The sequence below is a fragment of the Paraburkholderia humisilvae genome (assembly GCF_902859855.1).
GTDB lineage: Bacteria > Pseudomonadota > Gammaproteobacteria > Burkholderiales > Burkholderiaceae > Paraburkholderia > Paraburkholderia humisilvae.
The window spans coordinates 1-1,051 of record NZ_CADIKH010000386.1; the positions used below are offsets into that span (position 1 = coordinate 1).

The window sequence follows — 1,051 nt, forward strand, 5'->3', positions numbered from 1 at the left end:
CACGCTTTTGGCGATGTCAATCCCTACTGGCGTAAGCTTCATGTCGGATACTCCGGTTGCCTGTCAAGACCTACATGATCTTGCATTGGCTGCCTCTTGTGCCGTCGGCCCCTGACGGTCCCCTTTTCTTCTATCGGCCGCCAATGCTCACGGGTGGGAGGCGTTCATTTCATTGAGTTCGATGCCCGCCAGGATGATGCGAGCACACCGAACCCATCATTGGTTTGATGATGCGTTTGATGGCGCGGTGATCCTGCTCCACGATGTTATTCAGATACTTGTTCTGGCGGACCTTGATCGGTGTCGAGCGCTCGGTGTTGAGCGCTTCGAGCGCGGCCAGATTGGCGCCGCTCTTATCCACGGTAATCGTGTCGGGCTCACTGTTCCGGTCAATCGCCTTCTCAAGGTAGCGGCGCGCAGCGGCCTTGTCACGATGGGCGCGCAACAGGAAATCAACCGTGTTGCCCTGCCTGTCGACGGCACGGTACAGGTACTTCCATTGGCCTTTGACCTTGACGTAGGTTTCGTCCATCCTCCAGCTCTTGCCAACCGGTCGCTTGTGCCGTCGAAACGCCTTTTCAAACAACGGCACGAGCTTGATGACCCAGCGGTGCACGCTCGAATGATCCACCTCAATGCCCCGTTCGGCCATCATCTCTTCGAGGTTGCGCAGGCTCAGCGAGTACGCCACATACCAGCGCACACACAGCACAATCACCTCCAATGGATAGTGCAGTCGCTTCAGTACCTTGCCAATGCCTGCGGGCAGTGCCTTGCCTGGCGTCTTCGTCTTTGCCATCATCTTCGTCATGCGTTACGATCCGGCCGATTCTACTTCACCGCGTTAATGCGACAGAGCCAAGCGCGATGTGGCCGCGGCCAGAGCCTTTTTCAGCAAGGCTATCAGGCATCAGGGCCAGCCGCCAGAGACGATCACGCTCGATGGCTACGCTGCCTCGCACCGGGCGGTGCGCGAGATGAAGGTCGACGGCCTGCTGCCCGAAGACACGAGGGTTCGAAGCTCGAAGTATCTGAACAACCTGGTCGAGCA

General features: G+C 58.1%; 2 pseudogenes. One reads left to right on the top strand and one right to left on the bottom strand.

Going from position 1 to position 1,051, the window contains the following annotated elements:
* Nucleotides 1-165 precede the first annotated feature (165 nt).
* Nucleotides 166-799, bottom strand: a pseudogene (locus HV796_RS42680) (IS6 family transposase); the annotation flags it as partial.
* Nucleotides 800-857: 58 nt separating this feature from the next.
* Between HV796_RS42680 and HV796_RS42685 the strand changes: the two are divergent.
* Nucleotides 858-1,051: pseudogene (locus HV796_RS42685) on the top strand (DDE-type integrase/transposase/recombinase); the annotation flags it as partial.